18 protein-coding genes are annotated in these 23,446 nt (G+C 66.9%); 8 read left to right on the top strand and 10 right to left on the bottom strand.

Annotation, left to right across the window (positions count from 1 at the left end; genetic code table 11):
• Nucleotides 1-9: 9 nt before the first annotated feature.
• From GOC52_RS00545 to GOC52_RS00510, 8 genes are all read right to left on the bottom strand, one after another.
• Nucleotides 10-2,079, bottom strand: a complete 2,070-nt coding sequence (locus GOC52_RS00545; RefSeq protein WP_191850416.1) for a tetratricopeptide repeat protein — start codon at nucleotides 2,077-2,079, stop codon at nucleotides 10-12.
• Between the two features lie 56 nt (nucleotides 2,080-2,135).
• Nucleotides 2,136-3,125 (bottom strand): YheT family hydrolase, encoded by a 990-nt coding sequence (locus tag GOC52_RS00540; RefSeq protein WP_029380138.1) that lies wholly within the window; start codon nucleotides 3,123-3,125, stop codon nucleotides 2,136-2,138.
• Between the two features lie 52 nt (nucleotides 3,126-3,177).
• Nucleotides 3,178-3,969, bottom strand: coding sequence for a lysophospholipid acyltransferase family protein (locus tag GOC52_RS00535; protein WP_019337597.1), 792 nt, complete (start codon nucleotides 3,967-3,969; stop codon nucleotides 3,178-3,180).
• 120 nt (nucleotides 3,970-4,089) lie between these two features.
• Nucleotides 4,090-4,524 (bottom strand): hotdog fold thioesterase, encoded by a 435-nt coding sequence (locus tag GOC52_RS00530; protein WP_010487227.1) that lies wholly within the window; start codon nucleotides 4,522-4,524, stop codon nucleotides 4,090-4,092.
• Nucleotides 4,525-4,534: 10 nt separating this feature from the next.
• Nucleotides 4,535-6,586: a phospholipase D family protein gene (locus tag GOC52_RS00525; RefSeq protein WP_010487229.1), complete on the bottom strand. Its 2,052-nt coding sequence runs from the start codon at nucleotides 6,584-6,586 to the stop codon at nucleotides 4,535-4,537.
• Nucleotides 6,583-7,200 carry a YceI family protein gene (locus GOC52_RS00520; RefSeq protein ID WP_043400783.1) on the bottom strand — a complete coding sequence of 206 codons (618 nt, stop codon included), beginning with the start codon at nucleotides 7,198-7,200 and terminating at the stop codon, nucleotides 6,583-6,585. The genes GOC52_RS00525 and GOC52_RS00520 overlap by 4 nt, the downstream gene beginning before the upstream one ends.
• Nucleotides 7,201-7,204: 4 nt before the next feature.
• Nucleotides 7,205-7,681 (bottom strand): SixA phosphatase family protein, encoded by a 477-nt coding sequence (locus GOC52_RS00515; protein ID WP_005407539.1) that lies wholly within the window; start codon nucleotides 7,679-7,681, stop codon nucleotides 7,205-7,207.
• A gap of 49 nt (nucleotides 7,682-7,730) precedes the next feature.
• Nucleotides 7,731-8,360, bottom strand: a complete 630-nt coding sequence (locus GOC52_RS00510; protein ID WP_019337593.1) for a ParA family protein — start codon at nucleotides 8,358-8,360, stop codon at nucleotides 7,731-7,733.
• Between the two features lie 123 nt (nucleotides 8,361-8,483).
• Between GOC52_RS00510 and GOC52_RS00505 the strand changes: the two genes are divergently transcribed.
• On the top strand, nucleotides 8,484-9,968 hold the full coding sequence (locus GOC52_RS00505; protein WP_010487236.1) for an AAA family ATPase: 1,485 nt from the start codon (nucleotides 8,484-8,486) through the stop codon (nucleotides 9,966-9,968).
• A 582-nt stretch (nucleotides 9,969-10,550) separates the two neighbouring features.
• Here the strand turns inward: GOC52_RS00505 and GOC52_RS00500 are convergent.
• A complete protein-coding gene (locus tag GOC52_RS00500) occupies nucleotides 10,551-11,186 on the bottom strand; it encodes a tetratricopeptide repeat protein (RefSeq protein ID WP_019337591.1) in 636 nt (211 codons plus the stop codon).
• 169 nt (nucleotides 11,187-11,355) lie between these two features.
• On the opposite strand from GOC52_RS00500, the gene GOC52_RS00495 reads away from it, so the two are divergent.
• The 3 genes from GOC52_RS00495 (at nucleotide 11,356) to GOC52_RS00485 (ending at nucleotide 16,787) form a co-directional block, all read left to right on the top strand.
• Complete coding sequence (locus GOC52_RS00495) at nucleotides 11,356-15,042, top strand: indolepyruvate ferredoxin oxidoreductase family protein (protein WP_043400799.1); 3,687 nt, start codon at nucleotides 11,356-11,358, stop codon at nucleotides 15,040-15,042.
• A 212-nt stretch (nucleotides 15,043-15,254) separates the two neighbouring features.
• Nucleotides 15,255-15,461 carry a helix-turn-helix transcriptional regulator gene (locus tag GOC52_RS00490; protein WP_231298703.1) on the top strand — a complete coding sequence of 69 codons (207 nt, stop codon included), beginning with the start codon at nucleotides 15,255-15,257 and terminating at the stop codon, nucleotides 15,459-15,461.
• Nucleotides 15,462-15,464: 3 nt separating this feature from the next.
• A complete protein-coding gene (locus GOC52_RS00485; RefSeq protein WP_191850415.1) occupies nucleotides 15,465-16,787 on the top strand; it encodes a type II toxin-antitoxin system HipA family toxin in 1,323 nt (440 codons plus the stop codon).
• Here the strand turns inward: GOC52_RS00485 and GOC52_RS00480 are convergent, their stop codons facing one another.
• Nucleotides 16,788-17,402 carry a DUF938 domain-containing protein gene (locus tag GOC52_RS00480; protein WP_043400805.1) on the bottom strand — a complete coding sequence of 205 codons (615 nt, stop codon included), beginning with the start codon at nucleotides 17,400-17,402 and terminating at the stop codon, nucleotides 16,788-16,790.
• A gap of 669 nt (nucleotides 17,403-18,071) precedes the next feature.
• Here GOC52_RS00480 and GOC52_RS00475 point away from each other — a divergent pair.
• Genes GOC52_RS00475 through GOC52_RS00460 form a run of 4 tightly spaced genes read left to right on the top strand, consistent with a single transcriptional unit; the run spans nucleotide 18,072 to nucleotide 23,431 of the window.
• Nucleotides 18,072-19,703 carry a TldD/PmbA family protein gene (locus tag GOC52_RS00475; protein WP_053442341.1) on the top strand — a complete coding sequence of 544 codons (1,632 nt, stop codon included), beginning with the start codon at nucleotides 18,072-18,074 and terminating at the stop codon, nucleotides 19,701-19,703.
• A 30-nt stretch (nucleotides 19,704-19,733) separates the two neighbouring features.
• A complete protein-coding gene (locus tag GOC52_RS00470) occupies nucleotides 19,734-21,368 on the top strand; it encodes a TldD/PmbA family protein (protein ID WP_010487267.1) in 1,635 nt (544 codons plus the stop codon).
• Between the two features lie 21 nt (nucleotides 21,369-21,389).
• Nucleotides 21,390-22,724: a TldD/PmbA family protein gene (locus GOC52_RS00465; RefSeq protein WP_019336350.1), complete on the top strand. Its 1,335-nt coding sequence runs from the start codon at nucleotides 21,390-21,392 to the stop codon at nucleotides 22,722-22,724.
• Nucleotides 22,724-23,431, top strand: a complete 708-nt coding sequence (locus GOC52_RS00460) for a DUF4159 domain-containing protein (RefSeq protein WP_012509667.1) — start codon at nucleotides 22,724-22,726, stop codon at nucleotides 23,429-23,431. The genes GOC52_RS00465 and GOC52_RS00460 overlap by 1 nt, the downstream gene beginning before the upstream one ends.
• Nucleotides 23,432-23,446 lie beyond the last annotated feature (15 nt).

The following is a 23,446-nucleotide window of genomic DNA, read 5'->3' as shown; positions in this document are numbered from 1 at the left end:
GGCTTCTCCTTACTCTTCCGGGTAACCCAGGCGCACCGCAATCGGGGTGAGCTTGGCAAAGGCGGCGCTCATCACGTCGCGATAGTTGCGCCAGTGGCCCGGCGGGAAGCGCGGTGCGCCCAGCTGTGCGGCCGGCGGCATCTGCCGCTCGAACAGGCGTCCCAGCAGCTCGGCCATCGCATGCGGATCGTTGCCGATCTGGTCGATGCGCAGCAGCACGTGCGGGTACAGATCTTCCTCGTGCAGGGTGGCAACCTGCGCCAGCGCGCGTGCCAGCCATTCGCTGGCTTCAGCCAGCGAGGTCATCGCCAGCGGTGCGGCGGCGCCGTAGGCCACCCAGTCCAGCAGCATGTCGCGCGGATCACGCAGCACCAGCACCAGGCGCCCCTGTGGCAGCTGCGGGCGCAGCGCCCACAGCAGTGCGTTGTCCCACCACAGCAGCCAGTCGATGACGGCATCACCCTGCAAGCCGCGCACGGGCAGCTGCTCGCGCCAGCGCTGCACCAGGCGCTCCGGGGTCAGCACGCCGGAGGCGAGGTCCTGCAGCGTGTGGTAGTTCTGGAATGCATCATCCGGCGGATTGCTGGTGTAACGGTCGCTGCGCAGCACCGGGCTGGCGGCGGCCAGGCCGGTCGCAACCCGCTCCACGCCCGAACCCGGCGCGCCCCACAGGAAGATCGGCGCGGAGCTGGCATCAGCGTCGATCTCGCCCTTGTCCGGCCAGCTCGGCGGCGCCTTGGCCTGCGGCGGCAGCGGCAGGCGCTGCGGCGCCTGGTCGGCCTGCAGCGCCATCCACGTCTGCAACGCCTGTTCCGGCTGGCCAGCGCGATCCTGGATTTCACCCAGCCAGGTACGCAGGTCGGCGCGATGGCCGTCCGGCGCCCTGTCGATCAGCGCCTGCACGTGGGCGATCGCGGCGACCGGATCACGCTGCAACAGGCCTTCAACCAGGCGGGTTTCGCCGCTGACGCGGCCCGGTTCGAGACTGACGATACGCTCGGCGATGGCTTCAGCCTGTTCGTGTTCGCCCACCATGTCATGCAGGCGCAGGCGCGCTTCCAGGGCCGGCAGATGACCTGGCATCGCGTCCATCCAGCGTTCCACGGTCGCGGCGGCGGTCGGGCTGCCCACTTCTTCCACGGCCAGGCGCGCCAGCCACAGGTCGTGCAGCTGCGGGTGCTGCTCCAGGGCGGCGTCCAGGCGCGCACGCGCCTCGTCTTCGCGGCCCAGGCGCTGCCAGGACATCAGCAGCAGCTGCAGCACCTGGCGGTCGTCGGGGATCGATTCCAGCAACGGCAGCAGGTGGTCCAGCGCCCGCAGCGGCTGGCCACCGCGCAGCGACAGTTCACCGGCCAGGCGGCGCATCGACGGCGTATCCATGCCTTCCTGCTGCAGGGCGATCTGCATCGCTTCGGCAGCCGCCTCCAGGTTGCCCTGGCGCAGCGCCAGCTGCACCACCAGGCCATGCAGCGAGCTGATGGCCGGGTTCAGTTCCAGCACGCGGCGGAACGCCTGCTCGGCGAAGGCCAGCATGTCCTTGCCCAGGTAGGCGAAGCCCAGCGCGTACAGCACGCGGGTGTCGTTGGGCTGCGCCTGGTTGGCCGCCGACAGCAGCGTCAGCGCACGATCCGGATCGTCACGGCGCAGCGCGATCATGCCGTCGATGGTCAGCAGTTCCGGGTGATCCGGCTCAACGCGCGAGGCCAGCGTGGACAGGCGCTGGGCTTCATCGAAGTCGTTGCGGCCGATCGCCAGGTGCGCCTGCATCAGGTAGGCGGAGAAGGAGTTCGGGTCGAGCCCGGTGGTGCGCGCCAGCGCTTCGTCGGCGCCTTCGTACTGGCGCAGGGCCAGCAGCAGGCCAGCATGCTGCAGGTGCAGCTGGGCGTCGTCCGGTGCCAGCTGCAACGCCTGCTGCAGGGCTTCCATGGCATCTTCGGCCTTGCCCTGCTGCTGCAGCGCAAGCGCCAGCCAGCGGTGGGCGCCGGCCTGGCCGGGTTCATCACGGGTCCATGCCTGGGCCAGCTGCACGGCCTGGTCGGCCTGGTTCTGGCGCAACGCTTGGATGATCTGGTCTTGCATGGCGGTCCGGTTCAAGTGCAAACCCGCATTGTAGCGGTCCGCGCACCGGTGCCGGTTCAGCCCGCCAGCACCCGCTGCAGGCGCTGCGCCACCCAGCGCTCGGAGAAGCCGTCACCCCGCCAGTTTTCCAGGAAGCCGCAGTGGCCTCCCCAGCAGGCGGTTTCCAGGTGCGCCTGGCGCGGCAGCTGCCAATCGCTGAAGGTCGCGTACGGGATCACCGGGTCGTCCTGCGCCATCAGGATGTCGGCCGGCACCTGCAGGGTGGACAGGCGGTCACCGGCAATCGAGTAGCCATCGAAATAGGCCTGCAGCGAGCCGAAGGTGGTGTGCCGTTCGACCAGCCAGGCGGTCAGTGCACGGATGTCCAGTTTCAGCACGCGGTCGTCGCAGTCGCTCAGCTCGGGGAACAGATCGCGCTTGCGGCGCAGCGAGCCGGCCCACTTGCGGCGGAAGTACCAGTCGTACATCGCCGGGCCGTTCTCGATGTTCTCCATGGTCAACGCCGGATCCAGCACCGGGCACACCGAGGCCACGCGCAGCAGCGGCACGCCGGCGGCCGGTGCACGCAGGGCCAGGCGCAGCACGAAGTTGCCACCCAGCGAATAGCCGGCGGCCACCAGCGGCAGCTGCGGCCAGCGCTGGGCGATGTCGCCTGCGGCGTGCACCACTTCATCGATGAGATTGGAGTGGAAGATGCCGGGATTGAGATGATGGGTGTTGCCGTGGTCGCGGAAGTTCAGCCGCACCACGTCGAAGCCCTGCTCGATCATGCGCGCGGCGGCCATGCGCATGTAACTGGATTCGGCACTGCCTTCCCAGCCATGCAGCAGCAGCGCGACACCCTTCGGCTCGCGGCCTTCGACATGACTGTGCCAGCCCTGCAGGCGCACGCCATCACCGCCATCGAGGATCAGCTCTTCGCTGACTGCACCGGTGGCCGCCAGCAGCAGCAGGCCGCGCTGCAGGCGCATGCGGCTGGAACTGAGCATCGACTGCAGGTGCGGATTGCGCAGCCAGCGCGGCGGCTGATAGTCAGCCGCATGCAGCGTCGGCGTACCGGCGTCCAGGACAGGTGGCGGTATCAGGGCCACCGCACCCTCACTGCGTGCTCATGGCCGCCACGATGCGCGCGCGCGAGGTTTCCGCGATGCGTCGACGGCCTTCCAGGTCCTGGGTACCGATCGGCTCCAGGAAATGCACTTCGGTATGCCGCGCCGGCTCACCCAGCAGGCGCAGGAAATTGGCGGCGAAACTCTCGCCCGGGCCGAACGCGACGATGGTCTGTGCGTCGCCCTTCATCCCGTACACCAGCGCCACCGGCTGCACCGGCACGCCGGTTTCAACCGCGGCCTGGAAGATGCGGGCATGGAACGGCCCCACTTCGTGGCCACCGCGGGTGCGCCCTTCCGGGAACACACCGACCGCCTTGCCGGCACGCAGGCGATCGGCCATCACCTGCATCACCCCACCGAGCGATTCGGTGTTGCCACGCTGATGGAAGATGGTCTGGCCGCGCGCGGCGAGCCAACCCACCAACGGCCAGCTGGCGATCTCGCGCTTGGCAACGAAGCCCATCATGCGCTGGCTGTGCAGGATGGAGATGTCGACCCAGCTGACGTGGTTGGCGACGAACAGAACGGCACCGGGTAAGGGCTGGCCCACCCGTGACAGGCGGAAGCCGAAGATCCACATCAGCCCGCCCTGCCACCAGTTCACCACCTTCGCGCCGAAGGTATCCTCGCCCACGCGCAGCTCGCCCCACGGCGGAAGCATGCCGATCAGGATCAGCGGCAGGAACACGGTGATGTGGACCAACAGCAGCGGTACGCGGTACAGGTAACGGCACACACGCGCCACGCCGCCACGGGGGGCCGGAGTGGGGGAAGTCATCCGCGCACGATACCGGAGCGCCGCGGCAGCTGCCAGCCGATTTAGGCCATAACCGCCATTGACCGGGGCAATCGGCGGGGAACGCTGGGTTCTGCCGCCGTCAACACGCCCGATGGGGGCTCAACCGTGGCCGGCGGCCACCACCGCCAGGGTCAGCCGCGAGATGCACACCAGCCGGCCCTGCTCGTCCTCGATGCGGATTTCCCACAACTGGGTACTGCGGCCCACGTGCAGCGCGCGCGCGGTGCCGGTGACAGTCCCCGAGCGCACCGCACGCACATGGTTGGCGTTGATTTCCAGGCCCACGCAGATCTGCTTTGCGGTATCCACGCACAGGTTGCCGGCGCTGCTGCCCAGGGTCTCGGCCAGCACCACCGAGGCACCGCCGTGCAGGATGCCGTAGGGCTGCCGGGTGCGCTCGTCCACCGGCATGGTGGCCTGCAGCCAGTCTTCGCCCGCGGCGCTGAAGACGATGCCCAGCGACTCGATCGCCGTATTGCGGCTGAGCGCATTGAGCTGCTCGATGGAAACAGCTTCGCGGAACACCTGGGTCATGCGGGCACCTTCAGAGAATGGGAACGAGGCCGGCACCGAATGCGGTCAGCATGCGCACCAGCAGCCACTTCGGGCCGACGTTGACTTCGGGGAAGTCGCCGACGGCAACGTAGCAGCGATGGAAATCCGGGTCCTGCCGTGGCAGCGGCTGCGGGCAGTCCGGGCCGGGCTTGAACTCGTAGTCGGTGGCATAGCGCCACGGCCAGAAGTCGAGAATCGGCAGCGCTTCGGAGGCCTTGCCGACGCTGTAGTTCAGGCCCGACAGCACCGGCGGCTTGGCCCGCGGCGCCACCGTCCACGAGTTCTGCGGATGGGTATCGCGCAGGATGCTCTCGGCCAGCTGCTCGGCGAAGACCGGATCGTCGATGATCACCGCGCCTTCGGTGTTGTAGTTCTCGCTGCGCGGATCGAAGTTGTGGGTGCCGACCACGCCGATGCGGCGGTCGACCACCAGCGACTTGGCGTGCAGGCCCATGCGGGCACCCTTGCGGGTGACCGGCAACGGCTTGTTGACCGCCTTGCTGCCCAGGAACGACGGACGCGTCTCGGTACGCAGCAGGCGCGTTTCCACTTCGCTGCCAGCGGCACGACGGCGTTCGCGGGCGTTCTGGTAGGCGCTGCCGGTACGCGGATGGTTCACCGGTACCTGCCTGCGGGTCGCGGCCAGATCCCCATCGCTGCCACCGCCGGCATTGCTGCCAGCGGCGCTGCCGCCAATCAGCGGATTGCGCCCGCCGTCGTCGTCGCCCGCGGGCGCGGCGATCGGATCAGGCAGCAGGTTGCGGTAGTCGACCGGTGCATCCAGCGGGAACGGCTTGTATTCGAAGATGTTGAAGCCCAGTTCGCGCATGTTGCGCCGCTTGTACTTGTACGACAGCGCATACACGATCGGGTTGTCGGTGGCCGCCAGGCTGTTGCTCGACACCACCACGCGCGGCGGCTGCGGGCGCTTGCGCAGCTCACGGAACAGCTTCTGCGCCGGCTTGGACAGCACCAGGTACGGGGTCTGCAGGATCACTTCCTTCTGCGCACCGGCAATGAGTGCATCCAGCTGTGGCTCGGTCACGTGCTGGCCGGCCAGCGGGGCATCGGCTTTCTCGCGGCGGTGCTTGCGCGGCAGGTCGGCGACGTAGCGCACCGAGGCCACCGGCAGCGCGGTATCCACGAAGGAACGGGTGACGAAGTCCATGTCATTGGCTTCGGCGCTGACCCGCTGCACCCGCTCGGGGCGGCGGAAGGTGGCCGGTGGCAGCACCGGCACGCCCTCGCGCAGCAGGGTGCGGCCCACGTCATTCAGGCGCTCGGCCGGCACGCTGCGGTGGGCGCGCCAGAACGCATCGAAGTTGGCCGCCATCGCGCGCGCTTCCGGGCCGGCGATCATGACGTCGCGGTCGCGGAAGTTGTACTCGCGGTCCCAGTCGTAATAGTCGTCCTGGTAGTTGCGGCCGCCGACCACGCCGATCGCATCGTCGATCACCAGCAGCTTGTTGTGCATGCGCTGGTTGAACCGGCGGAAGCAGCACAGCACGCTGCCGGCGTAGTCGAAGTAGTTCAGCCGGGCCTTGCCGAAGGTCGGGTTGTAGACCCGCAGCTGGAAGTTCTGGTGGGCACCGGACAACGCGCCAAGGATCTGCAGGTCGGAAATCGCCGAGAGCTGGTCGATCAGCACCCGCACCTTCACCCCGCGCCGCGACGCGGCCAGCAGTTCGTCGATGACCAGCCGCGCGCTGTCGTCCTTGTCGAAGATGTAGGTCTGCAGGTCGATGCTGCGGGTGGCACTGCGCAGCAGGTTCAGGCGCGCCACCAGGGCGCCCTCCCCCTCGTCCAGCAGGGTGGCGTAGTGGCGCGGCTGCTCCGGGGTGGATTCGGTGAACGCCCGGCCGGCCAGCGCACGCAGCGGCGAGTCCTGCGCGCAGCGGTCGGCGCGCTGGCAGTCGACCTGGGTCGATCGCGCCTGCACGGCGATGGCCTCGGCACGGTCGCGCTCGGCAGTGGACAGCGATGCACAACCGCTGCCCAGCAACACGGTTGCCAGCGCCAGTACACGCAGCAGGAGGTTCACGGTTTCGGCGCCTCGCTCAGGCGCGCTCGCAATACGAAGGTCACTCGGTCACTCAAGGCAAGCTGCCAGCTGTCCATTCCATACCGGCCTCGCTGCACGGTACCGCGGCTGACGACGTCGCAATCATAGCCGGGTCGGGCGCACTCCGCCTTCTCGACCTTCAGTGTCTCGGGGTGGCTGATCCCGCGCAGGGTCAGCCGCCCGTTGATGTCGCCCCCGTCTTCCACGGTCTCCGGCCAGTACGGCAGCGAGTCGAACTCGACCACCGGGTGGCGGCCCGCGTCGAAGAACTCCTCGCCGCGCATCCAGCCGGTGTAGCGCGCCTTGCCGGGGATCTCGACCGAGCGCGTGAACATCTTCAGGTGCACCTGGTGGCGGCCATCGGAGAGGACCTCGATGCGACCTTCGAAGTGCGGGAACAGGCCCTCGATGCGCTGCCCGAAGCGGGTGCGCACCTCGAAACCGATCTGCGAGCGTTGGGTATCCAGGCGCAGGACCCGGTGCGCTTCGGCAACCACCGGCGGCAGGGGCGTTGGCGGTGGCGCGGCAGCCCAGGCCGCGCCGGAAACCAGCAGCACGGGCAGCAGAAAGCGGCTGCGCCGCGCCAGGCTCATTGGATCACGGCCACCAGAACGCGTTCAGGCTGGCCACGCCCGGCTCGATCGAGGCCTCGCGCGGGAACCCGAGCACGGCAATGCCAGCCGGCGGCATGCCGCGATAGTCGCTGCTGGTGCCTTCCGTCATCAACGCCACCAGGCGCTCCAGGCCGGGGTTATGGCCGACGATCAGCACCCGGTCGAGGTCACGGCGGTCGTCCACCAGCGCAGCGAGGGTGCCAGGGGTGGCCTCGTAGATACGATCTTCCAGGCGCTTCTCGACGTAGCCGATGGTGCCGAGCACGGCTTCCAGGGTTTCCCGGGTGCGCCGCGCCGGTGAGCACAGCACGCAGTCCGGCAGCAGGTTGTTCTCCTTCAGCCACTTGCCGGCGGCTTCGGCTTCGGCGAGCCCCACCGGCGACAACGGCCGGTCGAGGTCGGCCTGGCCGGGGGTCGCCGGTTCGGCATGGGCATGGCGCAGCAGGATCAATTCACGCATCGCGGGTTTCCATGAAGAAGAGGATGCAGCAGAAAGAGTGATGCAGGCATCAAAGCTTGAGCCAGGACAGCAGCGGCTCCCAGTCGGCCTGGTGCTCGCGCACCTGGGCCGAGCGGTAGTCGAACAGGCTGCGGCCAAGGCCGGTCATGACCACGTAGCTCTGGCTGTCGCGCAGCTGCGCGACCACCGGGTACGGCCATTCACCCAGCATCTGCAGCGCCTGCTGCGAGGTCTGGGTCCATGGCTTGGTGCGGTTGAGCACCAGCCCCACCGGCAGCTTGCGGCTGTGCACGCGCGGGTTCCGGGCCAGGCTGTTGAGGAAGCCGACGATCGCTTCGATGTCCAGCGCCGAGGGCAGCACCGGTACCACCACCGCGTCGGCAGCGTCGAGGAAATGGGGAATATCGTCAGCCAGGGCACCGGCCGGCGCGTCGATGATGACGGTGTCGGTGCCATCGGGCAGCTTCTGCGCCCACTGCTTCTTCCGATACACATCGATCGGCAGCACCGCGCTTTCCAGCCCGGCACGGCGTTGTGCCCAGCGGGTGCTGGAGCCCTGCGGATCGGCATCGGCAATCACCGTGGCCTTGCCCTGCAATGCCGCGTACGCGGCCAGGTGGGTGGCGACGGTGGTCTTGCCCACCCCGCCCTTGGAACCGGCCACCAGGATCGTCTTCATGCCAGCCTCGCTTCCGGGTACGTGCCCCGAGCGTACACCGGCGATGGTGACGGGAGGTAGCGTCGTGCTGAACCAGCGGCCATCGCCTTTGCTATCGTGGCGCCCCCGAAGGATCGAACCGGCATGAGCGAACTGCAGGATCTGAGCGCGTTGATCCGCGCCAACACCCCACTGATCGTCATCGAGACCCAGGACGAGGGTCGCATCGTCGAGCTGTTCCGGCAGACGCTGATGCACGTATGGCGGGCGCTGCACCGCTGGTCGATCACCGAGGGCCTGCGCCGGATCGACCTGGACAGCGAAGACCCGCCGGTCGGGCCGCCCGACGCCAGCGCGGCCCTGCAGATGATCCGCCAGGCGGAGCAGCGCGGGGTCTACCTGCTGCTCGATTTCCATCCCTACCTGGGCTATGCCAGTCACCAGCGCGCCCTGCGCGACCTGATCCAGCGCCGCCACAGCGAGCCGCATGTGCTGGTGCTGATTGGTGCCAAGGTGGAGCTGCCGGCCGAGCTGGAAGCACTGGCGGTGCGCTTCAACCCGCGCCTGCCCGATGCCAACGCCCTGTTGAAGATGCTGCGCGAAGAGGCCGACGCCTATGCGCGTGAGCATGGCGGCCGCCGGGTTGAAGTCGACAGCGAGGCGGTGAAGAAGATCCTGAAGAACCTGCAGGGCCTGAGCCTGGTCGATGCCCGGCGCATCGCCCGCCAGCTGATCTACGCCGATGGCGCGCTGCGCGACGACGACCTGCCACAGCTGGCACGGCTGAAGTTCGAGCTGCTCAACCGCAGCGGCCACCTGTTCTTCGAGCACGACAGCGCGCGCTTCGGCGATGTGGCCGGTGCCAACCGGCTCAAGCGCTGGATCAACCAGCGCCGCGTGGCCTTCATTGCCGGTTCGGCCCCGGCCGGGCTGGACCCGCCGCGCGGCATGCTGCTGCTGGGCGTACAGGGCTGCGGCAAGTCGATGCTGGCCAAGGCCACCGCCGCCGGCTTCGGCGTACCACTGCTGCGCCTGGACGTGGGCGCGCTGTACAACAAGTACCACGGCGAGACCGAGGCGAACCTGCGCCAGGCGCTGGCCTCGGCCGAGCAGCTGGCGCCCTGCGTGCTGTGGATGGACGAGATCGAGAAGGGCCTGGCCAGCGGTGGCGAGGACGGCGGCGTTTCACGCCGCGTGCTCGGTTACCTGCTGACCTGGATGGCCGAGCGCAAGGCGCCGGTGTTCATCGTCGCCACTGCCAACCAGGTGCACGAGCTGCCTGCCGAACTGCTGCGCAAGGGCCGCTTCGACGAGATCTTCTTCGTCGACCTGCCCTCGCCTGACGTGCGCGTGGAACTGCTGCGGCTGCACCTGGGCCGGCGCCAGCTCAACGCCGACGACTTCGCACTGCCCGCGCTGGCGGCGGCCGCCAATGGGTTCTCCGGCGCCGAGATCGAGCAGGCGATCGTCGCCGGCCTGTATGCGGCGCATGCCGAGGGCCGGCCGCTGGACACCGAGCTGCTGATGAACGAGATCCGTGCGACGCGGCCGCTGTCGGTGCTGATGGCCGAGCAGGTGGAGGCACTACGGGCGTGGGCGTCGGGGCGCACGGTTTCCGCGGACGATTGAGTTTCCAGCGAACGGCGCAGCCCCTCGTGGCGGCTGGTTGACCGTGAACATCAAAAGCCGCGCTTGGCCGGGCGGGATGGATTCGCGGGGGACGCCGTCAACCCGTCCATGGGGGCTTGGCCGCGGCATCCATGCCGCGGACACCCCCGCGAACCCACCCCGCCCGGCCTCTGACAATTTCCGAGTGCGTCCGCCACGGAAAAGAAAAAAGAAAAGCAGAAGCAAAAGCAAAAGCCGGTTGGTTGGCCGCCTTCTGTAGAGCCGAGCCCACGCTCGGCTGCTCTTCGATCAGATATCGAATAGTCGATTCCGATGCAGATTCATCCACGCATGACGTGGATCTACCGTGTCGACCAAGGTCGACACCTACCAGCAGCAGGGAACTGTCGGAGGCGGGGCGGTGTGGGTTGGCAGGTCCGTTGGCGCCATGGATGGCGCCATCGAGCCCCCATGGACGGGTTTACGGCGTGTCCTGCCAACCCACACCGCCCCGCCATCCCACGGATTGCCCGCTGTTGCTGTTGCTTTGGCTTTGGCTGTTGCCTCTGCGGGTGCCGGGTGCAACCCGGCCGAACCGCTCCCTCAGGGCCAGGCAGGCGGCGCGGCAACCCACGCCTGCTGCACTTCGGCCAGCGATGCGCGCTCGTCCTCCCGCCACTGCGGCAGCAATTGCGCATGGTGGGCACTGGTACTCCACTGCGTCGGCTCGGTACGCACGGCAGCGGCATACCACTGCACCGCTTCCTGTTTCTGCCCCATCCGCCACAGCGCCAGCGCATAGGTCGGCGGTACCCAGCTGGGCTTGCTGCGCGCATTGCCGGCCGAAGCCAGCCACTGTTCCAGCGCTGCCTCCGGCTTGCCCTGGCGCAGCAGGTCCCAGCCGTAGTTCCAGCGCACGCTGCGGCCACTGCTGCTCTGCGCCGGGGCCTCTTTCAGAGCTTCGCCGTACAGCTGCTCGGCCAGTTCACCGCGACCCTGCGCCCCGGCCACCGATGCCAGCTGTACCGTCGCCTCGACCGCGCGGCGGCCGCGTTCACGCAGCTTGACCAGCTGGGCCACCAGGTCATCGCCCTCGCCGTGCACCGCCACCATCGGCGTGGCCGCCGGGTCGTTGTCGAAGTAGAACTCCTGTGGTGCCGGCACGACCGGCGCGGCCCACGCAGTGACCACTCCCGAGGCCAGCAGCATGCTGGCCAGGATCTTTCCTGGAACTGACATCCCTTCTCCCCAGGCCGCAACTGCAGCCTCCCTCTCTCTTCCCGATCCTAACCCCAGCACCGCCACGGGCGCGAGTGCCGGGGCCTGCGCGGCCCCGCTGCTACAATTCGCGCCTTTCCCGCCGCGTGCCTGCACGCGGCCGGTGCCAGCCGATCCTACCGGGCCAGCCATGACCAGTACCGCGCAACTCACTTCGCCCTCTTCCGCCGACCTGCTCGACCGTGATTACACGCTCGACCACAAGTACACCCGCAACGAGGGGCGGATCTACCTGAGTGGCGTGCAGGCGCTGGTGCGGCTGCCCTTGATGCAGCGCCTGCGCGACGCCGCCGAAGGCATCGACAGTGCCGGCTTCGTCAGCGGCTACCGCGGCAGCCCGCTGGGTGGCTTCGATCTGGAGCTGTGGCGCGCGCGCAAGCATCTTGAGGCCGCCAAGGTGAAGTTCACCCCCGGCCTGAACGAGGACCTCGGCGCCACCATGGTGTGGGGTACGCAGCAGACCAACCTGTTCCCCGGCGCCAACGTGCAGGGCGTGTTCGGCATGTGGTACGGCAAGGGCCCGGGCGTGGACCGCTGCGGCGACGTGTTCAAGCATGCCAATGCTGCGGGTACCTCGCGCTACGGCGGCGTGCTGGCGCTGGCCGCCGATGACCATGCCTGCCGCAGTTCGACCCTGCCGCACGGCAGCGAAGACGAATTCGTCAGCGCGATGATGCCGGTGCTCAACCCGGCCGGCGTGCAGGACATCCTGGACATGGGCCTGCTGGGCTGGGCGATGAGCCGCTATACCGGGCGCTGGGTCGGCTTCAAGACGATCGCCGAGACCGTGGAATCGTCGGCCTCGGTGGAGGTCGATCCGATGGCACGCCGCATCGTGCTGCCGGAGGACTTCGAGATGCCCTCGGGCGGCCTCAACATCCGCTGGCCGGACCCGCCGCTGGACCAGGAAATGCGCCTGCACCGCTACGCGGTGAAGGCCGCGCAGGCCTTCGCCCGCGCCAACGCCGTCGACAAGGTGGTGATGGACGCGCCGCGCGCGCGGCTGGGCATCGTCACCACCGGCAAGAGCTACCTGGACGTGCTGCAGGCGCTGGAATACCTGGGCCTGGATGAAGCCGCATGCGCTGACATCGGCATCCGCGTGTACAAGGTCGGCATGACCTGGCCGCTGGAGCCGGAAGGCATCGCCCGCTTCGCGCAGGGCCTGGAAGACATCATCGTGGTGGAGGAGAAGCGTGCCTTCATCGAGCGCCAGATGAAGGAACAGTTCTTCAACTGGCCGGCCAGCTGGGGCCAGCGCCCGTCCATCGTTGGCAAGTACGACGAGAGCGGCGAATGGATCCTGCCGTCCACCGGTGAACTGACGCCGGCCACCATCGCCGGCGTGATCGGCCGCCGCATCCAGAAGTTCTTCAACAACGAATCGATCGAGCAGCGCCTGCAGTGGATGCAGGAGAAGGAAGCCGAGCTTGCGCTGCCGCGCGCCAGCTTCCCGCGCGTACCGCATTACTGCTCGGGCTGCCCGCACAACACCTCCACCCAGGTGCCGGAAGGCTCGCGTGCGCTGGCCGGCATCGGTTGCCATTACATGGTGACCTGGATGGACCGCAGCACCGATACCTTCACCCACATGGGCGGCGAAGGCGTGACCTGGGCCGGGCAGGCGCCGTTTACCGACACCCCTCACGTGTTCCAGAACCTGGGCGACGGCACCTACTTCCACAGCGGTTCGCTGGCGATCCGCCAAGCGGTCGCCGCCGGCGTCAACATCACCTACAAGATCCTCTACAACGATGCGGTGGCGATGACCGGCGGCCAGCCGGTGGACGGCCCGCTGAGCGTGCCGGACATCGCAAAGCAGATGCGCGCCGAAGGCATCCACACCATCGTGGTGCTTTCGGACAACATCGGCAAGTGGACCGGCCAGCGCGAGCACTTCCCCAGCGATGTCGAGTTCCACGACCGCAGCGAACTGGACGAAGTGCAGAAGCGCCTGCGCGAAGTGAAGGGTGTTTCGATCCTGATCTACGAACAGACCTGTGCCACCGAGAAGCGCCGCCGCCGCAAGCGCGGCAAGCTGGAAGACCCGCAGAAGCGGGTGATGATCAATTCGCTGGTCTGCGAAGGCTGCGGCGACTGCGGCAAGAAGAGCTTCTGCGTGTCGGTGCTGCCGAAGGAAACCGAGTTCGGGCGCAAGCGCGAGATCGACCAGTCCAACTGCAACAAGGACTATTCCTGCGTGAATGGTTTCTGCCCGAGCTTCGTCACCGTGCACGGTGGCCAGCCGCGCAAGGGCAGCAAGCGCGATGCCTCCACCCTGCTGGACAACTTGCCGGCGCCGACCATCCGCGGCACCCTGGAACAGCCCTGGAACATCCTGATCACCGGCGTGGGCGGTACCGGCGTGGTGACTATCGGCGCGCTGCTGGGCATGGCCGGCCACCTGGAAGGCAAGGGCGCGACCGTGCTCGACCAGACCGGCCTGGCGCAGAAGGGTGGCGCGGTGACCACGCACATCCGCATCGCCCGCCGACCGGACGACATCCACGCCGTGCGCATCGCCGCCGGTGAAGCCGACCTGGTGCTGGGCTGCGACATGGTGGTGGTCAACGACTACTGGGCGCTGTCGAAGGTGCGTGCCGGCCGTTCGCAGGTGGTGCTGAACACCTACGAAGCGATGCCGGGCACCTTCACCACCCGCCCGGACATGCAGTTCCCCGCCGCCGACATCGTGGCCGGTGTGCGCGTGGCGCTGGGGGGCGAGGAACCGCTGCTGCTCGATGCCACCCAATTGGCCACCGCGCTGCTGGGCGACGCCATCGCCGCCAATCTGTTCATCCTCGGCTACGCGTGGCAGCAGGGCCTGGTACCGTTGTCGTTCGAGTCGCTGATGCGCGCCATCGAACTCAACGGCGCCGCCGTGGCGATGAACCAGCAGGCCTTCGCCTGGGGTCGCCTGGCCGTGGTCGACCCGCAGGCCGTGCAGCAGGCGGCCGGCCTGGTGCGCAACCGCCACACCGATACCGAATCCACCCCGGGCCCGCTGCACCCGCTGCCGCCGGGCGAGTGGGAAGGCAACGAATGGGGTGCCACCGCCGCACCGCGCAACACCGGCGACGAACGCGAACTGCGTGGCCTGCCCTCGCATGGCGGCGACGTGGCCTTCCTGCCGCTGGACGACGCGCGCCTGTCGCGTTCGCTGGACGAAATGATCGAGCGCCGCGCCGCGTTCCTGGTCGAGTACCAGGATGCCGCCTACGCCAACCGCTACCGCAGCCTGGTCGAGCGCGTGCGCGCCGCCGAAGCCGACCGCATCGGTGGCTCCACCGCGCTGACCGAAACCGTGGCCCGCTACCTGTTCAAGCTGATGGCCTACAAGGACGAGTACGAAGTGGCCCGCCTGTACACCAGCGGCGACTTCCAGCGCCGCCTGCAGCAGCAGTTCGAGGGCGACTACCAGCTGCGTTTCCACCTGGCACCGCCGCTGTTCGCCAAGAAGGACGAGCAGGGCCGGTTGCTGAAGAAGGAATACGGCCCGTGGATGTTCAAGGCCTTCGGGCTGCTGGCGAAGCTGAAGTTCCTGCGTGGCGGCCGACTCGACGTGTTCGGCCGCACCGAGGAACGCCGCATGGAGCGCAAACTGATCGGGGATTACGAGGCGACCGTGCAGCTGCTGCTGGATGGCCTCGATGACGACCGCCTGGCGCTGGCGGTGGAGATCGCCAGCGTGCCCGAGCACATCCGCGGCTTCGGCCACGTCAAGGAAGCGCATTTCGCGCAGGCCAAGGCACGGGAAGCGGCGCTGCTGGCGCAGTGGCGCAATCCGAAGGCGCTGCATATCGTGCAGGTGGCTTGACGCGGCACTGCGTAACGTAAAGGCAACCCATAGGTTGCATAACGTAATTGCAATCGATAGGTTGCCTCCCCAACAAGAAAGCGATAGGTTGCTTGTCGTAAAGCAACCTATCCTTTGCGTACGCGTTGGCGTACGGTCATCTTTCCTGGGGGACTGCCGGTATGGACAGGCCGCTGCACACAGTGAGGACAGCCCAACAACTTGCGCCCCTGATGCGTGCTTTCCGGCGTCAAGCGGGCCTGAGCCAGGCTCAGTTGGCGGAGCAACTTGGCATCAGCCGCCAGGCAGTGGGCGCGCTGGAACGCGACCCTGCATCAGCAAGCTTTGAACGCCTGATGCGGATCTGGGCTGTGCTGGGTCTGGAGGTCAGCCTGCAACAACGAAGTCCCCAGGAGAACCTGTCGTCATTGGAGTGGTGAGCCATGGGTACGCTGCAGGTCTGGATGAATGGTGTAGAGGTCGCACTATGGGATGACGTCCGGAATGGGTCATCCCGGTTGTCGTACGTCAGCCAATGGGTCAGCTCGCCCCAGTCCCGACCGTTGTCGCTCTCGCTCCCCCTACTCCCAGAGGGCGAGAGCCATCGGGGCAACGTCGTCAACGACTACTTCGATAACCTTCTCCCCGACAACGTCACCATACGCAACCGGATCCGCGACCGGTTCGCCACGCGCAGCAGCGATACGTTCGATCTTCTTGAAGCCATTGGTCGGGATTGTGTGGGCGCAGTGCAATTGCTGCCGCCTGCGCATCCACCCGGGGACATCCAGCAGATTACGTGCGAAGTCTTGGACGAAGCTGGTGTCGCTACGATCCTGCGTCAGGTGACGACAGGAAACCTGCCTGGCGCACCCACCCGTGATGATGCGTTCCGCATTTCCATCGCAGGTGCGCAGGAAAAGACCGGTCTTCTGCTGCATGCCGGCAAATGGTGCATTCCTACCGGCAGCACACCGTCCACGCACATCTTCAAGCTGCCACTGGGCATCGTTGGCAACATGCGGGCAGACATGCATCAGTCCTTGGAGAATGAGTGGCTGTGCATGCATCTGCTTTCTGCCTTCGGAATTCCCGTAGCAGAGACGCAGATGGGACGTTTCGACGATCAACGCGCGCTCATTGTCGAGCGTTTTGACCGTCGATTGTCTGCGGATCGCCGGTGGTGGCTGCGCCTGCCACAGGAAGACATGTGCCAGGTCTTTGGTCTGCCCGCTGCCAGAAAGTATGAATCCGATGGCGGCCCTGGCATCGTCCCGATCATGGATCTGCTTCGACAGTCCGAACACCCCGAGGATCGCGCGATCTTCTTCAAGACGCAGATTCTTTTCTGGATGCTGGCCGCAACCGACGGCCACGCCAAGAATTTCAGTGTTCACCTGGAAGCCGGCGGACGCTTCCGACTGACGCCCGTCTACGACGTGCTGTCGGTGTATCCCATCCTCGGTAGAGGACCCAATCAACTCGACCCACAAAACGCACAGCTCGCCATGGCCGTGCAGGGCAAGAACCGCCACCGGAAACTGCACCTTGTGCGACGCCGGCACTGGAACGAAACGGCGCGCGCCTGCGGTGTTGCCGATGGTGCAGAACCGTGGATCGAAGCACTGATTGCAGCCGTCGAACCCGCCATCGAGCACGTCACCCATCAGCTCCCAAGCAACTTCCCAGCGAGCGTGTCCGAACCGATTTTCAACGGACTACGTGCTGCAGCCGCTCGACTTTCCAGCATGGCCTCCGACGCATGATCACCCCAGCCGCCACAGCAGCAGCCGGTTGTTGGCCGGCATCGCCACGTCGCGCAGGCGGGTGAAGCCATTGTCCGCAGCCAGCGCATGCACGGCTTCCACATCGCGGATGCCGCTGCGCGGATCACGCGCCTTCAGCCAGGCATCGAACTGCGCATTGCTGTCACTGGTGTAGCGGCCACCGTAGTTGAACGGCCCGTAGACCGCCAACAGCGCACCGTGACGCAACAGTGGCGGCAGCGCGCCGAACAGTACCTGCACGTACTCCCAGCCCATGATGTGCAACGTGTTGGAGCTGAATGCGGCATCGAACGAGCTGCCCTCCGGCAGGGTCAGGCCCGCTGCCGGCGGCAGTTCCACCTGCAGCGCCACGGGCGGCAGCAGGTTGAGCAGCGCCGCCTCGGCGCGCCACGCCTCGATGCCAGGCAGATGGTCCGGATGATCGCTGGGCTGCCAGCGCAGCCACGGCCAGCGCTCGGCGAAGAAGGCGGCGTGCTGGCCGGTGCCGCTGCCGATCTCCAGCACCCGGTGCCGGTCGCCCATCCAGGGGTCGAGTGCGGTGGCGATCGGTTCGCGGTTGCGCTCGCAGGCTTCTGAATACGGCTTGCTCGACATCAGGGACGGTGTCCAGGCGGGGTCAGCCCCATTGTGCACGAGGGGGTGTTGCTCGGCAGGGCGGCGCCCTGCACCCGCCGAAGCAACGGCAACAGCAACAGCGGGCTTCCTGTGGGATTGCGGGGTGGGTCCGGTTGCGGGGGCGTGAGCCGCATGGATGCGGCGACCGAGCCTCCATGGACGGATTTACGGCGTCCCCCGCAACCGGACCCACCCCGCCTTCGACGGTTTCCTGCGGTCTGTTGGAACGGCTCTTGGGGTCAGATCCGTTTTCCACAGGAAAACGGATCTGACCCCGGATACATTTCGATATCTGACAGATTGTGTCGACCAAGGTCGACACCCACCAACAGCACACGAAATCTGTCGAAGGTGGGGCGGTGTCGGAGTGCGGGGTGTCAGCCGCATGGATGCGGCTGCCAAGCCTCCATGGACGGATTCACGGCGTCCCCGCACTCCGACACCGCCCCACCCACCCACGGAATGCCCGCTTTTGACGTTGACGTTGCCCTGGCTTGAAGCAGGTGCAGGGCTGCAAGCCCTGCCGAAACCCCCACCAACCATGACTGCAGTCACTTGCCCGGACGCGCCGCGCTGGCGAAAGTCGAGGAGTTGACGTGATCGGTCCGGCCCGTTGCCAACCGCACGCAAGCGAGAGAGAGAAACGCTGTGCAACGACGTGAGTTCCTGGCTTTTTCCGGTCTGGGCCTGGCGGGCCTGCTGCTGCCGCATTCCCGTGCCATCGCCGCCGAGCAGCTGCTCGCACCGGTCGATACCGCCCAGCGCCGGCGCCTGGCGGACGTGGCGCTCGCCGCCGCGCGCACCGCCAAGGCCAGCTACTGCGATGTCCGCATCGGCCGCTATCTCAACCAGTCGGTCATCACCCGCGAACACCAGGTCGGCAACGTGACCAACCGCGAATCGTCCGGCGTGGGCGTGCGGGTGATCGTCAACGGCGCGTGGGGCTTCGCTGCAACCCATCAGCAGACCGAGGCCGCCGTGCGCGCTGCGGTCGAGCAGGCGGCGGCGATCGCCCGCGCCAACGCCGGCATCCAGACCCGGCCGGTGCAGCTGGCGCCGACGCCGTCGGTGGGTGAGGTCCGCTGGCAGACGCCGGTCCGCAGGAACGCGATGGCGGTGCCGATCCAGGACAAGGTCGAGCTGCTGCTGGCGCTCAACGCCGCCGCGCTGAATGCGGGCGCCGACTACATCAATTCCACCCTGTTCCTGGTCAACGAACAGAAGTACTTCGCCTCCAGCGACGGTTCTTTCATCGACCAGGATATCCATCGCATCTGGCTGCCATTCACCGCCACTGCCATCGACAAGGCCAGCGGCAGGTTCCGTACCCGCGCCGGCCTCTCCTCGCCGATGGGCGTGGGCTACGAGTTCCTGGATGGCGATGCGAGTGGCAAGGTCCAGCTGCCCGGCGGCATCACCGCCTACCGCGATTCCTACGACCCGGTCGAAGACGCCATCGCCGCCGCCCGCCACGCGCGCGAGAAACTGAAGGCGCCGTCGGTGAAGCCCGGCAAGTACGACCTGGTGCTGGACCCGTCCAACCTGTTCCTGACCATCCACGAGAACGTCGGCCACCCGTTGGAACTGGACCGCGTGCTCGGCTACGAAGCCAACTACGCCGGCACCAGCTTCGCCACGCTGGACAAGCGCGATGCCGGCTTCCGCTGGGGCAGCGACATTGTCACCTTCTTCGCCGACAAGACCCAACCGGGCAGCCTCGGTGCGGTCGGCTACGACGATGAAGGGGTGAAGACCCAGCGCTGGGACCTGGTGCGCGACGGCATCCTGGTCGACTACCAGGCCACCCGCGATGAAGCCCATATCCTCGGCCGCGATGCGTCGCACGGCTGCAGCTATGCCGATTCCTGGTCCAGCGTGCAGTTCCAGCGCATGGCCAATGTCTCGCTGGCGCCGGGCAAACAGCCACTCAGCGTCGAGGACATGATCAAGGACGTGGAGAACGGCATCTACATCCATGGCCGCGGGTCGTATTCGATCGACCAGCAGCGCTACAACGCGCAGTTCGGCGGCCAGCTGTACTACCAGATCAAGGACGGGAAGATCGCCGGCATGGTCGAGGACGCGGCCTACCAGATCCGCACGCCGGAATTCTGGAACGCCTGCACCGCCATCTGCGATGAACGCGATTTCCGCCTGGGCGGTTCGTTCTTCGATGGCAAGGGCCAGCCCGGCCAGGTCTCGGCGGTCTCGCACGGTTCGTCCACCACCCGCTTCAACGGCATCAACATCATCAACACCGCGCGCAGTCTCGGCGCTTGAGCCACCCATCCTTCGACATGGAGAGCAGCCTTGCAAAGACGTGACTTCCTGGCCCTGACCGGGCTTACCGCGGGTGGGCTGATCGTGCCCTCCTTCTTCGGCAAGGCGATTGCCGCCGAACAGCTGCAGAGCACGCTGGACCTGGGGCTGAAGAAGCGCCTGGCCGACGCCGCCCTGCAGGCCGCACGCAGCGCTGGCGCCACCTACTGCGACGTGCGCATCGGCCGCTACCTGCGGCAGTTCGTGATCACCCGCGAGGACAAGGTGCAGAACGTGGTGAACACCGAGTCCACCGGCGTGGGCATCCGCGTGATCGTCAACGGTGCCTGGGGCTTCGCGGCTACCAATGCGCTGGGTACGGCCGACGTGGCCAGGGCCGCGCAGCAGGCCGCGGCGATCGCCAAGGCCAATGCCGGCGTGCAGACCGCACCCGTGCAGCTGGCCAAGGCGCCGGGCGTCGGTGAGGTGAGCTGGCGCACGCCGATCCGCAAGAATGCGATGGAGGTGCCGATCAAGGACAAGGTCGGCCTGCTGCTGGACGTCAACGCTGCGGCGATGGGCGCCGGTGCCAGCTTCGTCAACTCGATGCTGTTCCTGGTCAACGAGCAGAAGTACTTCGCCTCCACTGATGGTTCCTACATCGACCAGGATGTGCATCGCATCTGGGCACCGATGACAATCACCGCCATCGACAAGTCCAGCGGCAAGTTCCGTACCCGCGAAGGCCTGTCCTCGCCGATGGGCCTGGGCTACGAGTACCTGGACGGCGCCGCCAGCGGCAAGGTGCTCACGCCCAACGGCGTGGTGAACTACGGTTCGTCCTACGACATGAAGGAAGACGCCATCGCGGCGGCCAAGCAGGCGCAGGAGAAGCTGAAGGCGCCGTCGGTGAAGCCCGGCAAGTACGACCTGGTACTCGATCCGTCGCATACCTGGCTGACCATCCATGAGTCGATCGGCCATCCGCTGGAGCTGGACCGCGTGCTCGGCTACGAGGCCAACTACGCCGGCACCAGCTTCGCCACCCTGGACAAGCGCGAGCAGCGCTTCCAGTACGGCAGCGAGCTGGTCAACATCTTCGCCGACAAGACCCAGCCGGGCAGCCTGGGCGCGGTCGCGTATGACGACGAAGGCGTGAAGTGCAAGCGCTGGGACCTGATCAGCGACGGCAAGCTGGTGGATTACCAGACCATCCGCGACCAGGCCCACATCCTCGGCAAGACCGAGTCCGATGGCTGCTGCTACGCCGATTCGTGGTCCAGCGTGCAGTTCCAGCGCATGGCCAATGTGTCGATGGCACCGGGCAAGAAGCCGCTGAGCGTGCCGGACCTGATCAAGGACGTGGAGAACGGCATCTACATCATCGGTGATGGTTCATTCTCGATCGACCAGCAGCGCTACAACGCGCAGTTCGGCGGCCAGCTGTTCTACGAGATCAAGAACGGCCAGATCACCCGCATGCTGGAAGACGTGGCCTACCAGATCCGCACGCCGGAGTTCTGGAATGCCTGCACCGCCGTGGCCGACGAGCGTGACTACCGCCTGGGCGGTTCGTTCTTCGACGGCAAGGGCCAGCCGGGCCAGGTCTCGGCGGTCTCGCACGGTTCGTCCACCGCGCGCTTCAACGGCATCAACGTCATCAACACCGCACGCAGCCTCGGCTGATCGGTCAGGAGCCCTTACACCATGAGTATCTTCACCGAAGCCCAGGCCAAGGCCATCCTCGACAAGGTCATCGCCCTGTCCAAGGCCGACGAGTGCACCGCCGTGCTGGCCGGCGCGATCAGCGGCAACATCCGTTTCGCGCTGAACAATGTCTCCACCAGCGGCATCGTCGACAACACCGAGCTGGCAGTCACCGTCGCCTTCGGCAAGCGCGTCGGCACGGCCTCGATCAACGAGTTCGACGATGCCGCGCTGGAACGCGTGGTGCGTCGTGCCGAGGATCTGGCCCGGCTGGCGCCGGAGAATCCGGAGTTCATGCCGGCCATCGGCAAGCAGAGCTACCGCGCCAGCCCGACCTTCAGCGAATCCACCGCTGCCATCGATCCGGCCTTCCGCGCCAAGGTCGCCGCCGATTCGATCGCTCCTTGCCGTGGCCACGGCCTGATCGCCGCCGGGTTCCTTGAAGACGGCCAGGGCTTCCAGGCCACCGCCAACAGCAACGGCAACTTCGCCTACCAGCGCACGACCAACTTCGACTACACCTGCACCGTGCGTACCGAAGATGGCCGTGGTTCGGGCTGGGTTGGCCGCAACCTGAAGGATGCCGCCGACTTCAAGGCCGACCAGGACATCCGCATCGCCATGCGCAAGGCCACCGAATCGGCCGAAGCCAAGGCGCTGGAACCGGGCAAGTACACGGTGATCCTGGAGCCCGCCGCGGCCGCGGGCCTGATCAGCTTCATGATGAACTTCTTCAGCGCACGCTCGGCCGATGAAGGCCGCAGCTTCCTGTCGAAGAAGGGCGGTGGCAACAAGCTGGGCGAGCAGGTCTACGACCCGCGCGTGACCATGATCGCCGACCCGTGGCATCCGGACGCACCGGTGCTGCCGTGGGACGGCGAGGGCATGCCGCGCGAGCGCATGGCCATCATCGAGAACGGCAAGATCGCCAACCTGGACTACTCGCGCTTCTGGGCACAGAAGCAGGGCAAGACCGCCAAGGCAACACCGGGCAACCTGCTGATGAGCGGTGGCGACAAGAGCACCGCCGAACTGGTGCGCGGCACCCAGAAGGGCATCCTGGTCACCCGTACCTGGTACATCCGCATGGTCGATCCGCAGACCGTGCTGCTGACCGGCCTCACCCGCGACGGCACCTTCTACATCGAGAACGGCCAGATCAAGCACCCGGTGAAGAACTTCCGCTTCAACGAATCGCCGGTGATCATGCTCAACAACATCGAAGAGCTGGGCAAGCCGGTGCGCGTGGCCGGTGATGAATCCAGCTACGTGATGATGATCCCGCCGATGAAGCTGCGCGATTTCACCTTCACCTCGCTGTCCGACGCGGTCTGATGGATCGCCGGGCCTGCCTGCGCTGGTTGGCCGCTGCCGCTTCGGCGGCGGCGCTGCCGGCCTTCGCGCAGGCGGGCCCGCGCAGTTCGCGCTACGACTTCTGGTTCACCCGCCTGCAGTACGACTCCGGTGACTGGGACGTGGACGCGCGCATGCCGTCCAACCTGATCACCTCACTGATCGACTACACCTCGCTGCGCGTGGACCCGCAGGAACACGTGGTGGCGCTGGCCGACCCGCGCATGCTGGAGGCGCCGTTCTGCTACCTGGCGGGGCACACGCTGGTGGAGTTCAACGCCGCCGAACGGCAGAACTTCGTGCGCTATGTTCGCAATGGCGGCTTCGTCTTCGTCGACGACTGCAACCATGACATCGACGGCCTGTTCGCCACCTCATTCGAGGCGCAGATGGGTCGCCTGTTTGGTCCGAAGGCACTGCAGAAGCTGCCCAACAGCCACGCGCTGTACCGTAGCTTCTTCCGCTTCCCCGATGGCCCGCCCGCCACCAGCTTCGAACTCAACGGCTGGGGCGACGACCTGGTGCACGACTACCTGAAGGGCATCGAGGTCGATGGCCGCCTGGGGCTGCTCTACAGCAACAAGGACTACGGCTGCGAGTGGGACTACGACTGGCGCAACAAGCGCTTCCTGGCCGAGGACAACACCCGCTTCGGCGTCAACATCGTGATGTACGCGTTGAACAATTGATAGGACCTGCACGCC

The sequence above is a fragment of the Stenotrophomonas sp. SXG-1 genome (assembly GCF_014083965.1).
GTDB lineage: Bacteria > Pseudomonadota > Gammaproteobacteria > Xanthomonadales > Xanthomonadaceae > Stenotrophomonas > Stenotrophomonas geniculata.
The sequence above is the reverse complement of the archived record's forward strand: the minus strand, read 5'-3'. Positions and strand labels throughout refer to the sequence as shown.